This is a genomic window from Azospirillum rugosum (genome assembly GCF_017876155.1).
Lineage (GTDB): Bacteria > Pseudomonadota > Alphaproteobacteria > Azospirillales > Azospirillaceae > Azospirillum > Azospirillum rugosum.
The window spans coordinates 165,486-181,533 of record NZ_JAGINP010000012.1 but is presented as its reverse complement, the minus strand read 5'-3'; the positions used below and the strand labels follow the sequence as shown (position 1 = coordinate 181,533).

The 16,048-nt window shown below is 68.5% G+C and carries 11 protein-coding genes; 8 read left to right on the top strand and 3 right to left on the bottom strand.

The features are described 5' to 3' along the window. Positions 1 to 13 precede the first annotated feature (13 nt). Together pflA and J2851_RS17685 are read left to right on the top strand one after the other, a co-directional pair. Positions 14 to 793 (top strand): pyruvate formate-lyase-activating protein, encoded by a 780-nt coding sequence (pflA, locus tag J2851_RS17690; RefSeq protein WP_209767707.1) that lies wholly within the window; start codon positions 14 to 16, stop codon positions 791 to 793. A gap of 31 nt (positions 794 to 824) precedes the next feature. After that, positions 825 to 1,718, top strand: a complete 894-nt coding sequence (locus J2851_RS17685; protein ID WP_209767706.1) for a formate/nitrite transporter family protein — start codon at positions 825 to 827, stop codon at positions 1,716 to 1,718. Positions 1,719 to 1,981: 263 nt separating this feature from the next. Here J2851_RS17685 and J2851_RS17680 read toward each other — a convergent pair whose 3' ends face one another. Continuing rightward, a complete protein-coding gene (locus J2851_RS17680; protein WP_209767705.1) occupies positions 1,982 to 2,818 on the bottom strand; it encodes a MurR/RpiR family transcriptional regulator in 837 nt (278 codons plus the stop codon). Between the two features lie 368 nt (positions 2,819 to 3,186). Between J2851_RS17680 and pflB the strand changes: the two genes are divergently transcribed. The 5 genes from pflB to J2851_RS17655 all read left to right on the top strand — a co-directional run bounded on the left by pflB (position 3,187) and on the right by J2851_RS17655 (position 10,235). Continuing rightward, positions 3,187 to 5,469 (top strand): formate C-acetyltransferase, encoded by a 2,283-nt coding sequence (gene pflB, locus J2851_RS17675; RefSeq protein ID WP_281416043.1) that lies wholly within the window; start codon positions 3,187 to 3,189, stop codon positions 5,467 to 5,469. A 112-nt stretch (positions 5,470 to 5,581) separates the two neighbouring features. Beyond that, a complete protein-coding gene (eno, locus tag J2851_RS17670) occupies positions 5,582 to 6,865 on the top strand; it encodes a phosphopyruvate hydratase (protein ID WP_209767704.1) in 1,284 nt (427 codons plus the stop codon). A 285-nt stretch (positions 6,866 to 7,150) separates the two neighbouring features. After that, a complete protein-coding gene (locus tag J2851_RS17665) occupies positions 7,151 to 8,596 on the top strand; it encodes a bifunctional enoyl-CoA hydratase/phosphate acetyltransferase (RefSeq protein ID WP_209767703.1) in 1,446 nt (481 codons plus the stop codon). A 10-nt stretch (positions 8,597 to 8,606) separates the two neighbouring features. Beyond that, on the top strand, positions 8,607 to 9,857 hold the full coding sequence (locus J2851_RS17660) for an acetate/propionate family kinase (protein ID WP_209767702.1): 1,251 nt from the start codon (positions 8,607 to 8,609) through the stop codon (positions 9,855 to 9,857). 105 nt (positions 9,858 to 9,962) lie between these two features. Beyond that, entirely contained in the window at positions 9,963 to 10,235 is a 273-nt protein-coding gene (locus J2851_RS17655) for a hypothetical protein (protein ID WP_209767701.1), read from the top strand. Between the two features lie 258 nt (positions 10,236 to 10,493). On the opposite strand, the gene J2851_RS17650 is transcribed toward J2851_RS17655, so the two are convergent. Beyond that, the gene (locus tag J2851_RS17650) at positions 10,494 to 11,366 is read right to left on the bottom strand and encodes a LysR family transcriptional regulator (protein ID WP_209767700.1); all 873 of its coding nucleotides are present in this window, start codon (positions 11,364 to 11,366) and stop codon (positions 10,494 to 10,496) included. A gap of 153 nt (positions 11,367 to 11,519) precedes the next feature. On the opposite strand from J2851_RS17650, the gene J2851_RS17645 reads away from it, so the two are divergent. Continuing rightward, positions 11,520 to 12,728 carry an MFS transporter gene (locus J2851_RS17645; protein WP_209767699.1) on the top strand — a complete coding sequence of 403 codons (1,209 nt, stop codon included), beginning with the start codon at positions 11,520 to 11,522 and terminating at the stop codon, positions 12,726 to 12,728. A gap of 326 nt (positions 12,729 to 13,054) precedes the next feature. On the opposite strand, the gene J2851_RS17640 is transcribed toward J2851_RS17645, so the two are convergent. Then, positions 13,055 to 15,880, bottom strand: coding sequence for a hybrid sensor histidine kinase/response regulator (locus J2851_RS17640; protein ID WP_209767698.1), 2,826 nt, complete (start codon positions 15,878 to 15,880; stop codon positions 13,055 to 13,057). Between the last annotated feature and the right edge of the window lie 168 nt (positions 15,881 to 16,048).

Here is a 16,048-nt window from a genome sequence, read left to right as displayed (position 1 = left end):
CCAGAGGTGCCTCATGCTCAGCCCGTTGTTCATGAACCAGCCGGCGCCCGCCGGGATGGGCCCGTCCGTGCGCGGCTGGGTCCATTCGGTGGAAACCGGCGGTTCCGTGGACGGCCCCGGCCTGCGCTACATCCTGTTCCTGGCCGGATGCCCGCTGCGCTGCCAGTACTGCCACAACCCCGACACGCACCACATGCACGACGGCGCGCCGTCGCAGTCCACCGACGTGCTGGCGGAGATCGCGACCTACGCCGATTTCCTGAAGCGCGCCCACGGTGGCCTGACCATCAGCGGCGGGGAGCCTCTGGTGCAGCCGGAATTCTGCGCGGCGATCTTCCGCGGGGCGAAGCAGATGGGCCTGCACACGGCGCTGGACACGTCCGGGTTCCTGGGCGCCCACGCCGACGACCATCTGCTGGCCGACATCGACCTCGTCCTGCTGGACATCAAGGCGTTCAGGGAATCGACCTACCGCACCGTGACCGGCGTGCCGCTGCGCCCGACCCTGGAGTTCGCGGAGCGGCTGTCGCAGCTGAAAAAGCCGATCTGGCTGCGCTACGTGCTGGTGCCGGGCCTGACCGACGACCTGGACGAGATCAAGGACTTGGCCGAGTTCGCCGCCGGCCTGGGCGTGGTGGAGCGGGTGGACGTCCTGCCCTTCCACAAGATGGGCGAGTACAAGTGGCGCGAGCTGGGCCTGCCCTACAAGCTCAAAGATACGGAGCCCCCGTCGTCCGATCTGACCTGGCGGGTGCGCGAATGCTTCCGGGTGCAAGGGCTCCCGGTGGCGTGACACGAGGATCATGTTTATGGACACGCATGGCATGGACACGCATGGACTGCCGGGGCTCCCGTCGACCCCGGTGACGCCGCAGCCGTCGCTGGACGCCCTGCTCCCCGACGCCATCGCCGTGGCGGCGGAAAACCTGGGCGTGAAGAAGGCGAGCTACGACACCGCCACCCTGTTCGCGCTGGCGATCCTGGCCGGGGCCTTCATCGCGCTGGGCGGCCTGTTCGCCACCGTCGCCATGTCCGGGGCGGAGGGCATGATGCCCTATGGCGTCACGCGCCTGCTGGGCGGGCTGGTCTTCTCGCTCGGCCTGATCCTGGTGCTGGTCGGCGGCGCGCAACTGTTCACCGGCGACGCGCTGATGGTGATGGCCTGGGCCAGCGGCCGGCTGAAGACCACCACGATGCTGAAGGTCTGGACCACCGTGTGGCTCGGCAACTTCGTCGGCGCGGCGGGCACGGCCGTGCTGGTGTTCCTGTCCGGGCAATACACCTTCGGCCATGGCGCGGTCGGCGCCTCCGCGCTGTATTTCGCGACGGCCAAGAGCGGCCTGCCGACCGACCAGGCCTTCTTCCTCGCCATCCTCTGCAACGTGCTGGTCTGCCTGGCGGTGTGGCTGGCGCTCGGCGCGCGCAGCGTGACCGACAAGATCCTGGCCGTGACGCTGCCGGTCGCCGCCTTCGTCGCGGCGGGCTTCGAGCACTGCGTCGCCAACATGTACTTCGTGCCGCTCGGCCTGCTGATCGAGCACGGCGCCCCGGCGTCCTTCTGGGCCGACCTGGGGCGGAGCGCGCCGGTGATCCCGGTCGGGCACTTCCTCGTCAACCTCGCCGCGGTGACGCTCGGCAACTGGGTCGGCGGCGCGCTGCTGGTCGGGGGAGTCTACTGGTTCATCTACCGCCGCCCGAGCCGCCGGACGCCGCATTGAAGGCGATTTGCGAATTTCCCCCTCTCCCAGCCCCGCTGGGAGAGGGAGGGACCCAAGCCTTTGGCTTGGGAGGGTGAGGGCAAGGTCTTCCCGAGACACCAAGCCCTCACCCTTCCCACGCTTCGCGCGGGCCCCTTCCCTCTCCCGCCGGAGGCGGGAGAGGGAAGCCAGAGCATCCGCGATCAACCCCGGGCTCTGCGACACTGTGGCGCGCCGCCGCGCCACAGCCGGAGATCCCGGAGAAGCGTTTGGTATACTAGTATCTAGATCTCGACCGGGTGCCGGCTCAGGGCCTGCTTGTGGCGTTCCAGACGCTCCTGCAAGGCATCGCCTTTGCGCAGCGCCACGGCAATGGACAGTATGTCGCCGAGGACCAGATGGCTGATGCGCGACGTCAGGGGCGAGGTGATGTCGAAGTCTTCCGAGACGTCCGACAGCAGGCTCACCGTGGCGATCTGGGCCAGCGGCGAGCCGGCGCGGGTCAGCGCGACCACCTCCGCCCCGGTGGACAAGGCGTTCTGCACGCTGTCCAGCATGTCGCGGGTGCGGCCGGAGTTGGAGACGGCGACGACCACGTCGCCGGGCCCCAGCGACAGGGCAGACACGAAATAGACGTGCGGGTCGGTGTAGGCGACCGTGGGCGTGCCCAGCCGGAAGAAGCGGCGCTGGATGTCCTCGGCCACCGTGCCGGAATTGCCGGAGCCGTAGAACTCGATCCGGCGCGCCTTCGCCAGCAGGTCGGCCGCGCGTTCCACCGCCTCCGCCGACAGGTTGTTGCGGGCCTGCATCAGCGTCGCGATCGTCCGGTCGAACACCTTGCCGGCCACGCCGGACACCGCATCGTCGGCGCTGACCTCCTGGTGGATGAAGGGCATGCCGGCGGCGATATCCTGCGCCAGCTTGATCTTGAACTCGCGGAAGCCGCTGCACCCCAATGCGGTGCAGAAGCGCGCGATGGTCGGTTCGCTGACGCCGGAGCGCTGAGCCATCTCGGCCATCGACAGGGAGATGACTTCCCCCGGCTGGGCCAGAACGCAGTCGGCCAGCTTCCGCTCCGACGGACGGAGCTGGTCGCGCACCGCCATGATTCTCGCCAGCATCGTTTCCTCTCCCGCAGTCCGGACGCGCGGCACACTAACACAGATAGCAAAACTACATGGGCTAATATCCGCGCGCTATCGAGTGTCGCAACCGTCCCAATGATGCGCCAACGGCTGCGACATCCTGCCGCAGAAAAACGGCCTTAAGCGACTGAGTATACAGAGTTTTTTTCTTGCGCACCGGCCCGCGCGGGTCTATGTAGCAAAACTACAAAACGAGCTTAACCCCGACGGTTCCCAAGCCCGCCTGCGATGGTCCCCGTTCCAGGGTCGACCAGAGAACCGCCGAACAGACGCACGGCGAACAGACACGCGGCCGCCAGACACACGGCCAAGGCCGCACCGACGCCCTTTCGTGAGGATACATCATGGACACCCTGCTGATGGACGGACTCGTCGAGACCTCGGAGCAGCAAGCGGCCCGCCCCTGGCGGCGCTTCGCGCCCGGCGTCTGGCAGCAAGAGGTCAACGTCCGCGACTTCATCATCCGCAACGTCCAGCCCTATGAGGGCGACAAGGCGTTCCTCGCCGACGCGACGGAGCGGACCCGGACCCTGTGGGCCAAGGTCACCGAGTTGCTGAAAGCGGAGCGCGCCGCCAAGGGCGGCGTGCTGGACGTGTCCAGCGAGGTGTTCTCCTCCATCACCGCCCACGCGCCGGGCTACATCGACAAGGACCTGGAGGTCGTCGTCGGCCTGCAGACGGACAAGCCGCTGAAGCGCGCCGTCATGCCCTTCGGCGGCTGGCGCATGGTCAAGAGCAGCCTGGAAGCCTACGACTTCCCCGTCCCGCCGGCCCTTGAGGAGGTCTTCCCCGGCCTGCGCAAGACGCACAATGACGGCGTCTTCGACGTCTATTCGGACGAGGCGCTGAAGTGCCGCAAGTCGGGCGTCATCACCGGCCTGCCGGACGCCTACGGCCGCGGCCGCATCATCGGCGACTACCGCCGGCTGGCGCTGTATGGCGCGACCTTCCTGATCGAGGACAAGAAATCCCAGCTGAAGAGCCTGGAGCTTGACCGCCTCGACGAGAACACGCTGCGCCTGCGCGAGGAGATCTCGGAGCAGATCAAGGCCCTGAAGGAACTGGTCGCCATGGCCAAGTCCTACGGCTTCGACGTGACCCGCCCGGCGGCGAACGCCCGCGAAGCCGTGCAGTGGACCTACCTCGCTTATCTGGCGGCCGTGAAGGAAGCGAATGGTGCCGCCATGTCGCTCGGCCGCACCTCCAGCTTCCTCGACATTTATATCGAGCGCGACCTGCGCGACGGCGTCCTTACGGAGGCCGAGGCGCAGGAGCTGATCGACCAGTTCGTGATGAAGCTGCGTCTGGTGCGCTTCCTGCGCACGCCGGAATACGACCAGCTCTTCTCCGGCGACCCGACCTGGGTCACCGAATGCGTCGGCGGCATGGCGCTGGACGGCCGCACCCTGGTCACCAAGAACAGCTTCCGCATCCTCAACACGCTGAACAACCTCGGCCCCGCGCCCGAGCCCAACCTGACCGTGCTGTGGTCGGAACAGCTGCCCGAGGGCTTCAAGGCCTTCTGCGCGGAGACCTCCATCAAGACCTGCTCCGTCCAGTACGAGAGCGACGACCTGATGCGCCCTTACTGGGGTGACGACTACGGCATCGCCTGCTGCGTCTCGGCCATGCGCATCGGCAAGCAGATGCAGTTCTTCGGCGCCCGCGCCAACCTCGCCAAGACGCTGCTCTACGCCATCAACGGCGGCCGCGACGAGCTGTCCGGCGAGCAGGTCGGCCCGGCCACCGCGCCGATCACCGGCGACGTGCTCGACTACGACGAGGTGATGGCCCGCTTCCAGCCGATGATGGAGTGGCTGGCCCGCGTCTACATGAACGCGCTGAACGCCATCCACTACATGCACGACAAGTACATGTACGAGCGGCTGGAGATGGCGCTGCACGACCGCGACATCCTGCGCACCATGGCCTGCGGCATCGCCGGGTTGAGCGTGGTGGCGGACAGCCTGTCGGCGATCAAGCACGCCACGGTGAAGGTGGTGCGTGACGAGCGGGGCCTCGCCACCGACTTCGTGATCGAGGGCGAGTACCCGGCCTTCGGCAACAACGACGAGCGGGTGGACGCCATCGCGCGCTGGGCGGTGGAGGCCTTCATGGGCATGCTGCGCAAGCAGAAGGCCTACCGCGACGCCACGCCGACGCAGTCGGTGCTGACGATCACCAGCAACGTGGTCTATGGCAAGAAGACGGGCAACACGCCGGACGGCCGCAAGGCGGGCGAGCCCTTCGCGCCGGGCGCCAACCCGATGCACGGGCGGGACAAGAAGGGTGCCATGGCCTCCATGGCCTCGGTGGCGAAGCTGCCCTATGCCCACGCGCAGGACGGCATCAGCTACACCTTCACCATCGTGCCCGGCGCGCTCGGCCGGACGGAGGGCGAGCGGGTGGACAATCTGGTGGGCCTGCTCGACGGCTACTTCGGGCAGGGCGGGCATCACATCAACGTCAACGTGTTCGACCGCGAGACGCTGCTGCACGCCATGGACCATCCGGAGCTGTACCCGCAGCTGACCATCCGCGTGTCCGGCTACGCCGTCAACTTCATCAAGCTGACCCGCGAGCAGCAGCTCGACGTCATCAGCCGCACCTTCCACAAGGCGAACTGAGGCTCCGGCGGCGCCCTCCCGTCACCGGGCGGGCGCCGCGGGCCGAGCGCCTTTCTCCATTCACATCCATCCATAGGGAACCGGCGGGCATCCGCGCCGGACGACAGACGCCATGAGCGCCATCACCAACATTCACGCCCGCGAGATCCTCGACAGCCGCGGCAACCCGACCGTGGAGGTCGACGTCCTGCTGGAATCCGGCGCCTTTGGCCGCGCGGCGGTTCCCTCCGGCGCCTCGACCGGCGCGCATGAGGCCGTCGAGCTGCGCGACGGCGACAAGTCCCGCTACGGCGGCAAGGGCGTGCTGAAGGCCGTGGAGTCGGTGAACGGCGAGATCGCCGACACCCTCACCGGCCAGGACGCCGGCGCGCAGCGCGCGATCGACCTGGCGATGATCGAACTGGACGGCACGCCGAACAAGGGCCGGCTGGGCGCCAACGCCATCCTCGGCGTGTCGCTGGCCGTCGCCAAGGCCGCGGCGGAAGAGGCCGCGCTGCCGCTGTTCCGCTATGTCGGCGGCGCCTTCGCCACGCTGCTGCCGGTGCCGATGATGAACATCATCAACGGCGGCGCGCATGCCGACAACCCGATCGACATCCAGGAGTTCATGATCATGCCGGTCGGCGCCACCTCCGGCGCCGAGGCCGTCCGCATGGGCTCGGAGATCTTCCAGGCGCTCAAGAAGAAGCTCAAGGACGCCGGCCACAACACCAACGTCGGCGACGAGGGCGGCTTCGCCCCCAACCTCGCCTCCACCGACGAGGCGCTCGGCTTCGTCATGAAGGCCATCGAGGCCGCCGGCTACAAGCCGGGCGACGACGTCATGCTGGCGCTCGACGCCGCCTCCACCGAGTTCTTCAAGAACGGCAAGTACGAGTTGGCCGGCGAGGGCAAGTCGCTCGTGCCCGAGCAGATGGTCGCCTACTGGGCGGACCTGATCGGCCGCTACCCGATCATCTCGATCGAGGACGGCATGGCCGAGGACGACTGGGAGGGCTGGAAGGCCCTGACCGACGCCATCGGCAACAAGGTGCAGCTGGTCGGCGACGACCTGTTCGTGACCAACCCGGCCCGTCTGGCCGAGGGCATCAAGAAGGGCGTCGGCAACTCGATCCTGGTCAAGGTCAACCAGATCGGCACGCTGTCGGAGACGCTGGAGGCCGTGGACATGGCGCACAAGGCCGGCTACACGGCCGTTCTGTCGCACCGCTCCGGCGAGACCGAGGACAGCACCATCGCCGACTTGGCGGTCGCCACCAACTGCGGCCAGATCAAGACCGGCTCGCTGTCGCGCTCCGACCGTCTGGCCAAGTACAACCAGCTGATCCGCATCGAGGAGATGCTGGGCACCGCATCCCGCTTCGCCGGCCGCGGCATCCTCAAGGCACGTGGCTAGGGGGCACGCGGCTAGGCAGCGGCGCCTCCGGCGGCCTGCGACATAGTGTCCAGAGCCGCCGGAGAGGGCCGCATGTCACTGTCAAAACAGCTGATATATTAGTAAACATTCTTCTGCAGCGCCCGGTCGAACCCGCACATCCGGGCGCATCAAAGACACCGCGCGACGCGCCTCCCCCCACTCGTCCGGCCAACCTTTCCAGGGCTCGGAGATCAAGGCGCGCACCGGGAGGAATCGGCTGAAACGGGCAGCAAGCCTTCGTCATTTCGACCGGAGTTTGGAACAATGAATGCCAATGGTGAACTCGACGGCAACGGCCAGGCGGCCCCGATCGAGAACGTCACCTTCGACGAGATCCAGATCGGCCAGACCGCGAGCCTCTCGCGCACGCTGACCGTCATGGACGTCGAGCTGTTCGCGACCGTGTCCGGCAACATCGACCCGGTCCACTTCGACGCGAAGTTTGCCGCCGACTGCCGCTTCCCGAAGGTCATCGGCCACGGCATGTGGTCAGGCGCGCTGATCTCCGGCGTGCTGGGCACCCAACTGCCGGGCGCCGGGACGATCTACGCCGGCCAGGACCTGCGCTTCAAGCGCCCGGTCGGCCTGGGCGACGTCATCACCGCCACGGTGGTGGTGCGCGAGAAGCGCGCCGACAAGAACATCGTCGTCTTCGACTGCCTGTGCACCAACCAGGACGGCGAGGTCGTCGTGACCGGCACCGCCGAGGTGGTGGCCCCGACCAGGAAGGTCCGCCGCGCCGCCCAGGAGCTGCCGCGAATCCAGATGATCCGCCACGACAAGCACGACGCGCTGCTGCACAAGTGTGACGCACTGCCGCCGGTCCCGACCGCCGTGGCCCATCCCTGCGATGAAAGCTCCCTGCGCGGCGCCGTGGAGGCCGCCGAAGCCGGGCTGATCGACCCGATCCTGGTCGGCCCGGCCGCCAAGATCCGCGCACTCGCCGCCAACCATGGGCTGGACATTGCCCGCTACCGCCTGATCGACGTGGAGCACAGCCACGCCGCCGCGGCCGCTGCCGTGGCGCTCGCCCGCAACGGCGAGGCCGAGGCGGTGATGAAGGGCAGCCTGCACACCGACGAGCTGATGGCCGAGGTCGTGAAGAAGGAGACGGGCCTGCGCACCGCGCGCCGGATCAGCCACGTCTTCGTGATGAACGTCCCGACCTACCCGCGCGCCCTGCTGATCACGGACGCCGCGATCAACATCTACCCGACGCTGGAGGACAAGGTCCACATCGTCCAGAACGCCATCGATCTGGCGAAGGTCCTGGGCGTGGAGACGCCGCGCGTCGCCATCCTGTCGGCGGTGGAGACCCTGAACCCGAAGATCGCCACGACGCTGGAAGCGGCAGCACTCTGCAAGATGGCCGACCGCGGCCAGATCAAGGGGGGCATCCTCGACGGCCCGCTGGCCTTCGACAACGCCATCAGCGCCGAGGCAGCACGGATCAAGGGCATCAACTCCCCCGTCTCCGGCCAAGCCGACATCCTGCTGGTCCCGGACCTGGAAGCCGGCAACATGCTGGCCAAGCAGCTGTCCTTCCTCGCCAACGCCGACGCCGCCGGCATCGTGCTGGGCGCCCGCGTCCCGGTCATCCTGACCAGCCGCGCCGACAACGTCCGCACCCGTCTGGCCAGCTGCGCCGTCGCCGCGCTGGTCGCGGCGTCGCGCCGCCGCCCGGCCGTCGCCGCTCTCGCCGCAGAGTGAGGTTCCGATCATGTCGCAACCAATATCCCAGCGTGACGCCTATCTCATCATCAACGCCGGCTCCTCCAGCCTGAAGTTCTCGGTCTTCTGCGGCGCCGGCAAGGCGGAGCTGGACGCGGTGCTGTCCGGCCAGATCTCCGGCATCGGCACGGAGCCGAAGTTCGAGGCGAAGGACGCGCAGCGCCGCGTCCTGGCCGACGGCACCGTGGACGAGGTGGAGCCCGGCGACCGCGCCGGCCTGCTCGGCTTCCTGCTCAGCTGGATGCGGCACGAGCTGAAGGACACGCGCCTCGTCGCCGCGGGCCACCGGGTCGTGCACGGCGGCACCCGCTTCGCCAAGCCGGTGCGCATCACGCCGCAGGTTCTGGCGGACCTGGAAGGCCTGATCCCGCTGGCCCCGCTGCACCAGCCGCACAACATCGCCGCCATGGCGGCGCTGGCCGAGGTCTATCCGGAGCTGCCGCAGGTCGCCTGCTTCGACACCGCCTTCCACCAGACGCGGCCCTGGCAGGCGCAGACCTTTGCGATCCCGCGCGAACTGACCGAGGAGGGCGTGCGCCGCTACGGCTTCCACGGCCTGTCCTACGAGTACATCGCCCAGCGCCTGCCGCAGATCGCGCCGGAGCTGGCCGACGCCCGCGTGGTCGTCTGCCACCTGGGCAGCGGGTCGAGCCTGTGCGCGCTGCGCGCCGGCAAGAGCATGGACACGACCATGGGCTTCACCGCGCTCGACGGCCTGCCCATGGGCACGCGGCCCGGCAACATCGACCCCGGCGTGCTGATCTACCTGATGCGCGAGAAGGGCATGGGGGCGGACGCGCTGGAAAAGCTGCTGTACCACAAGTCCGGCCTGCTCGGCGTGTCGGGCGTGTCGAACGACATGCGCGCCCTGCTCGACTCAGACAGCCCGCAGGCGGCGGAGGCGGTGGAACTGTTCTGCTTCCAGGTCGCCAAGCAGGCGACGGCGCTCGCCACCGCCATGGGCGGGCTGGACGCGGTGGTCTTCACCGCCGGCGTCGGCGAGAACTCCGCCCCGGTGCGGGCGCGGGTGGCGGAGAAGCTGGCCTGGCTCGGCGTCAAGCTGGACGGGGCGGCCAACCGGGCCAAGGCGACGCGCATCTCCGCCGCGGAAAGCCGCGTTCCCGTCTTCGTCATCCCGACCGACGAGGAGCGCATGATCGCCAGCCACACGCTGGACCTGCTCGCGAACGCCACCGGGGCCGCGGCCTCGGCGGCACCGCTTCCCGTCGCCGCCGAGTAGGCGACGGGCGCAGCGCGGAGCCGGGGTCGCTCCCGACGACCCCGACTCCGCGCCGTCTCCGCAAGGCTGCCCGGGCGGCTTGCGGACGACCGAGGAAGACACGCCATGGAACTGTTCTTTTCCATCCTGTACCTGGTTGGGCTGGCGTCCTTCATGATGGGCCTGCACGCCCTGCCCCGCCCCGAGACGGAGCGGCGCGGCGCGGTCTGGCTGAGCATCGGCGTGGTCAGCTTCGCGGCGGTGATCATCGCCGGGCTGATCGACCATGGGACGGTCGATTCCGTCCTGGAGCTGATGGCCGGCCTCGCCATCGCCATGGCGGCGGTCGTCGCCGTCAACCAGCGCGTCCTGAAGTGGCGCAATCCGCCGCTCCCTTGAAACCCCCTCGCCCGCCTCCGGCGGGAGAGAGTGACTTAACACTGCTATGCCAAGTCCTAAACGGCAGCAGGCAGTTGAAAGCCCTTCTCCCCTGTGTGGGAGAAGGGTTGGGATGAGGGGGCGGCCGCAGGCCGGAAACGTGTCGCGGTGTCAGCGCTTTACCCCTCACCCCAACCCCTCTCCCACAAGGGGAGAGGGGCTTTCCACAACTTTTCGGATACCTTCAACCGACTTGGCTGGGAGAGGGGTTGAAGACCGTCAGCGCAGCGCCCGTTCCAGCGCGTCGACGAACAGCCGGACCTTCGGCGGCACGAAGCGGGAGGACGGATGCACCGCCCAGATCGCCAGGGGCTCCAGTTCCCCGTCGGACAACTCGATGGGAACGAGCCGCCCGGCGGCGACCTCGTCGCGCACGTCCCAGCCTGAGAGGATGGCGATGCCGGCACCGGACAGGCAGATCTCGCGCAAGCCCTCGATGGAGTTCGCCGAGAAGCGCCCCTGGACGCGGACGCGCTGGCTGCGCCCGCCCGCCTGGAAGGACCAGTGCGTCGTCCCGGTCAGGGTCAGGCACTGGTGGCCCCCGAGGTCGGCGACGGCGCCGGGCGTCCCATGCTCCTCCAGGTAGGACGGCGTGGCGTAGAGGGCGCGGGGGTTGGGCGCCACGCGGCGCGCGATCAGGCCGCTGTCCTTCAGGGGCGCGATGCGGATCGCCAGGTCGATCCCCTGCCCCACGATGTCCACCTGCGTGTCGGTGATCAGCAGGTCGACCGAGACCTGCGGGTTCGCGCGCAGGAATTCCCCCACCAGCGGCGCCACCACCTTGCGCCCGAAGGCCGCCGAGGCGGTCAGCCGCAGCAGGCCGGAGGCTCCGGCACTGGACGGGCGGACGCTGGCCCGCGCCGCGGCCTCGTTCTCCAGCATCGCCTGCGCGTAGGGCAGGAACGCCTCCCCCTCCGGCGTCAGGGCGAGCGAGCGCGTGGTTCGCTGCATCAGCCGCGCGCCGACGTCGGCCTCCAGCGCGGCGAGCCGTCGCGTCGCCATCAGGGGGGAAATGCCCAGCCGGCGCGCCGCGGCGGCAAGGCTGCCGGCGTGCGCGGCCTCGATCAGGACGGCGAGGGAGGCGTGGTCCATTGCTTCATTTTCTGAACGACAGGCACTTCATACTGCCGCACTAAATCAAATCACGAAAGCGGATTAGGTTGGTGTTCACGAGATTGGACCGCGAGGCTCCGGCCCCCTTCAGGGTTTTGACCGGTTCCCCGCAAGACCCAAGGACACCGCATCATGAGCATCTCCGACACAATGCCGCTCCGCGCGCAGAAGGAAGAGCGCCCGGGCAAGAGCATCCTCGGGCGGGGGCTGACCTTCGCCCTTGCCGCCGCCACGGGCGTGGCCGTCGCCAACATCTACTACAACCAGCCCATGCTGGGCCTGATCGAGCGTGACCTGCCGGGCTCGCTCTCGGGCATGATCCCCACCGCGACGCAGCTCGGCTATGCGGTCGGGCTGGTGCTTCTGGTGCCGCTCGGCGACCTTGTGGAGCGGCGCCGGCTGATCGTCGGGCAGTTCCTGCTGCTCGCCGCGGCGCTCGCCGTGACCGCGACGGCGGGCAGCGCCGGCCTGCTGCTCGCCGCGTCGCTGCTGCTCGGGCTGTCGGCGACGGTGGCGCAGCAGATCGTGCCCTTCGCCGCGCATCTGGCGTCGCCGGAAAAGCGGGGCGCGGTGGTCGGGACGGTGATGGCCGGCCTGCTGACCGGCATCCTGCTCAGCCGCACGCTGGCTGGCTTCGTGGCGACCCATGGCGGCTGGCGGGAGATGTTCTGGCTGGGCGTCCCGCTGGCGCTGGGCGCCGGCGCGCTGATGGCGGCCACCTTGCCGCGCAGCCATCCGAACGCCGACATCCGCTACCCGGCGCTGATGCGGTCCATCGTCCACCTGTGGCTGGAGTTCCCGGCGCTGCGCCTGGCCTCCATCACCCAAGGCCTGCTGTTCGCCGCCTTCACCGTCTTCTGGACCATCCTCGCCCTGCGCCTGGAGCAGCCGCAGTACCAGCTTGGCGCCGACGTGGCCGGCCTGTTCGGCGTGGTCGGAGCAGTGGGCATCCTCGCCGCGCCGGTCGCCGGCCGGATCGCCGACAAGCGCGGCCCGCATGGCGTGATCGTGCTGGGCACGGTGCTGACGCTGGTGTCCTGGCTGCTGTTCGGCCTGTGGACCTCCATCACCGGGATGATCGTCGGCGTGGTTCTGCTGGACTTCGCGATGCAGTCGGCGCTGGTGTCCAACCAGCACATCATCTTCGCCCTGCGCCCCGAGGCGCGCGCCCGGATCAACACCGTCTTCATGGGCACCATGTTCCTGGGCGGCGCGATCGGGTCGAGCACCGCGACGCTCGCCTGGAACCTGGGGGGCTGGACCGCGGTGTCGGGGCTGGGAGTCGCGCTGGCGGCGGTCGCCACCGCCCTCCAGCTGGTAGGCCGGCGGCGGGCCGCTTAGCGAGACCCTAAAGGACGAAGGCCCTGCTCTCCCCTACGGCGTTCACACATATGACTATGCGGTAAGTTTCCGAGAACGCAGGAAAAACCCCTCTCCCCTTGGGGGAGAGGGGTTTTGGGGTGAGGGGTCGTTACGGGCGGCAGCCCGGAGAAAACTCAATTTCACTAGAGTGCATCTGTTTCCGGCCGGCCGGAGGCCGGCGCCACCCTCACCCCCAACCCCTCTCCCCTCAAGGGAGAGGGGCTTTTCTTCATTATGTCAGGCGCTTACCGCACAGGCGAAATGCGGGCACATTCTAGCGCTCCCCCAGGGAAGGGCGCACCGCCTCAATGCGCCTCCGCCTCCAGGAGGGCTTGCACCGCGCGGTGCAGGAGGCGCGGCGTGATCGGCTTGTGCACGATGGTGACGCCCAGACGGGCGGCGTCGCGTTCGCACTCCACGCCGATCTCGCCGGTCAGGATGATGCCCGGCACGGGGTGGCCGACCAGCTCGCGGATGCGCGCGATGGCGTCGGTCCCGACCTGCCGGTCGCGCAGGCGGTAGTCGGCGACGATGAGGTCGGGTGGCCGCTCCGTGCCGCGCAGGCGTTCCAGCGCCTGGTCGGCGGAACCGGCGACGATGACGTCGTAGCCCCATTCCCGGAAGGTCGTCCGCAGCCCCATCAGCACGATCACGTCGTCGTCGATCAGCACGGCCAGGCGCCCGCTGCCCTCGGCCGGCTGCATCGGTTCCGGCACCGCTGGCGGCGGGAGCACGAATTCCCCGACCGCGCCCGGAACCTCGACCGAGAAGAGCGATCCGCGGCCCGGTTCCGAGGTGACGGACACCGGGTGGTTCAGCAGCCGCGACAGCCGCTGGACGATGGCGAGCCCCAGCCCCAGCCCCTGGCTGCGATCGCGTTCCGGGTTGCCGACCTGGTGGAACTCCTCGAACACCTTGCCCAGCTGTTCCGTCGCGATGCCGATGCCGCTGTCGCGCACCCGGATGGCGATCCCGTCCCGGACGGGTTTGCAGGTGACCCGCACGTGCCCCCGCTCGGTGTAGCGGATGGCGTTCTCCACCAGATTGCGCAGCATGCGCCCCAGCAGCAGCCGGTCGCTGTGCACCGCGAGGCCGTTTGTCGGCTGATCGACCTGGAAGGCCAGCCCCTTGCTGGCGGCGATCGGCGCGTAGGAGGCGTTGATCTCGTCCAGCAGCGGGCCGAGCGCAAAGTCGGCGAGTTGCGGAACGATCACGCCGGCGTCCAGCCGGGACACGTCCAACAGGCTGTCGAGCAGGTTCTTCAGCGTGTCGAGCGCGCGTTCCAGCGAGGCCAGGGGGATACGGCCCTTGTCGTCATTGACGTGGCGGTGCAGCACGCCCGCGAACAACAGCGCGGACTGGAGCGGCTGGCGCAGGTCGTGGCTGGCGGCGGCCAGGAACTTCGACTTGGACAGGTTGGCCGCGTCGGCCTTCGCCTTGGCGTCGCGCAGCGCCTCCTCCAGGGACTTTCGGTCGGTGATGTCGAGGATGAGGCCGCTGAACTGCACGGGCATGCCGGACTCGTCGTAGCGGATGCGCCCGATGGACGTCACCCAGCGGATGCCGCCGTCCGGCAGGACGATCCGGTATTCCAGGCGGGCGTCCCGTTTCCGTTCCGCGACCAGCCGGTCCCATTCGGCAAAGCCGTGCGGCACGAGATCGTCGGGGTGGACGATGCGCATCCAGGTTTCCGTGGTCGCCTCGCTCTCTCGCGGATCAAGCCCCAGAATGCGGCAGCTTTCCTCCGACCATGTTCCCCGGCCCGCCGTCATGTCCCAGTCGAACGTCCCGGCCTTGGCGGATTCCAGGGCGAGGCTCAGATGGTCCTTGCTCCGGCGCAGGTCCTCCTCGGCCTTGCGGCGCCGGCTGATGTCGAGCAGATAGACCGCCAGGCCGTCGTCCGTGGGAAAGGCGCGCATCCAGTACCAGCGCTGTGTCCGCACGCCCCAGAACTCGGAATCGGTCGGCACCTGCCGCGTCATCGCCTCCATCGCCTTCGCGTACACGGAATCGTTCTTCAACTCGGGAAAAACGTCCCACATCCGTTTGCCGATGAGGCTGAAATCCTGCGCCAGCAGCGACTTGGCCCGGTCGTTCAGATAGGTGATCCGCCAGTCCCGGTCGAGTTCGAGGACGCCGTCCACCGTGCTCGCCAGCACCCTTGCGGCCTTGAGCGCGCTCTGTTCCGCCTGCATGCGCACGCGCAGGAACCGGCGGGTCCCCCACAGTGCGGCAAGCCCCGCCGCCAGAAGAAGGACCAGGAAGATCGCGCTCGTCCGCAGCGTCGCCGCGTTCACCGAGCGCATCGCCACGGCCTTGTCGAGACTGATGTGGATGTAGAGGTCCCGGACGCCGGCCTGAATTGGCGAATAGGCGGTGATCCGCTGGACGCCGTCCAGCCCCTCGGCTTCCTCCATGCCTTTGGAGGTTCCGCCCAGCATGGGTTTGAAACGCTCCGGAAGCGGTTGCCCGGCAAGGCTCGGGAGTTCCGGAACGCGCGTGATGATGGTGCCGTTCCGGTCGGCGAACAGCACGGCGGCGTTCTGCGGAAGCGGTTTCTGCGCGAAATACTGTTCCAACCATCCGACGTCGAGCAGGACGGTCACGACCCCGACCCGCGCCCCGTCCGGCCCCGTGTAGGCGAGCGCGAAGGGAATGGCCGGACGGCCGGTGGTCCGGGCCTGCATGAAGGCGCCCGTCGCGACCTCCCCGGTTTCCAGGGCCTCGATGCGGTAGGGGCGGTCGACCACCGATTTGCCCAGCGCCGACGGCTCCGTCGAGCACCAGACCACGCCGGCCTCGTCGGACAGGTGGATGGTCAGGTAGCTCGGGTACCTCGCCCGGATGCGCGCCATGGTGTCCTGGCACACCGGTGCCGGCATGCGCCCGGCGCCCGTTTCCACCAGCGCGACGAGGAGATGGCGGACATCCTCGATGATCCGCTCTTGCTCGGCCTCGACCAAGTCCAGCAGGCGGCTCGCTTCCTGCCGCACCTCCGCCTCGCGCGCGTCGCGGAGTTGGACGATTCCCAGAATCCCGAAGACCAGAAGCGGAAAAACGACGACCAGGAACAACGCCAGGAAGTGCTTTAGTGACCATCCGGGGCGGCTGGCCATATCGGATGAATTCACGAACGCCTCCCCGCTTTGTTATTCTTATATCATGAGCTTGCCACGGCGACGCGCGAAACGGAATGCCTTGTTTTCCCTTGGGGGTTCGTCGACAGATCCATTGGTGGCGCTTTTTACGAAGCGTTCTCATTTCACGCGTCGCAAACCGCTTGCAACAATCGCGGCGGC

What these genes read in the sequence shown, in the direction of transcription:
- J2851_RS17650 (WP_209767700.1), bottom strand. Translation starts at nt 11,366, where the DNA reads ATGGACCACGCCTCCCTCGCCGTCCTGATCGAGGCCGCGCACGCCGGC.
- J2851_RS17685 (WP_209767706.1), top strand. Translation starts at nt 825, where the DNA reads ATGGACACGCATGGACTGCCGGGGCTCCCGTCGACCCCGGTGACGCCG.
- J2851_RS17660 (WP_209767702.1), top strand. Translation starts at nt 8,607, where the DNA reads ATGTCGCAACCAATATCCCAGCGTGACGCCTATCTCATCATCAACGCC.
- pflB (WP_281416043.1), top strand. Translation starts at nt 3,187, where the DNA reads ATGGACACCCTGCTGATGGACGGACTCGTCGAGACCTCGGAGCAGCAA.
- J2851_RS17665 (WP_209767703.1), top strand. Translation starts at nt 7,151, where the DNA reads ATGAATGCCAATGGTGAACTCGACGGCAACGGCCAGGCGGCCCCGATC.
- eno (WP_209767704.1), top strand. Translation starts at nt 5,582, where the DNA reads ATGAGCGCCATCACCAACATTCACGCCCGCGAGATCCTCGACAGCCGC.
- pflA (WP_209767707.1), top strand. Translation starts at nt 14, where the DNA reads ATGCTCAGCCCGTTGTTCATGAACCAGCCGGCGCCCGCCGGGATGGGC.
- J2851_RS17645 (WP_209767699.1), top strand. Translation starts at nt 11,520, where the DNA reads ATGAGCATCTCCGACACAATGCCGCTCCGCGCGCAGAAGGAAGAGCGC.
- J2851_RS17680 (WP_209767705.1), bottom strand. Translation starts at nt 2,818, where the DNA reads ATGCTGGCGAGAATCATGGCGGTGCGCGACCAGCTCCGTCCGTCGGAG.
- J2851_RS17655 (WP_209767701.1), top strand. Translation starts at nt 9,963, where the DNA reads ATGGAACTGTTCTTTTCCATCCTGTACCTGGTTGGGCTGGCGTCCTTC.